1 protein-coding gene is annotated in these 262 nt (G+C 61.1%); it reads left to right on the forward strand.

Features of this window, described 5'->3' with window-relative positions:
• The coding region (locus J2D73_RS20365) for a phosphoenolpyruvate carboxylase (RefSeq protein WP_207884245.1) at positions 1-262 on the forward strand (262 nt) is incomplete at both ends.

Consider the following 262-nt stretch of genomic DNA (forward strand, 5'->3'; position numbering starts at 1 on the left):
TGGAAACCTGCCGGGTAATTGCCGAAGCGCCGCAGGGCTCGATCGCCGCCTACGTGATTTCAATGGCGCGCACGCCGTCCGACGTGCTGGCGGTGCACCTGCTGTTGAAAGAGGCCGGTTGCCCGTTCGCGCTGCCGGTCGCTCCGCTGTTCGAAACCCTCGACGACCTGAACAACGCCGACGACGTGGTGACCCAGTTGCTGAACATCGACTGGTATCGCGGCTTTATTCAGGGCAAACAGATGGTGATGATCGGCTATTC

Origin of the sequence: Acetobacter sacchari (assembly GCF_017377715.1) — a bacterium.
GTDB lineage: Bacteria > Pseudomonadota > Alphaproteobacteria > Acetobacterales > Acetobacteraceae > Acetobacter > Acetobacter sacchari.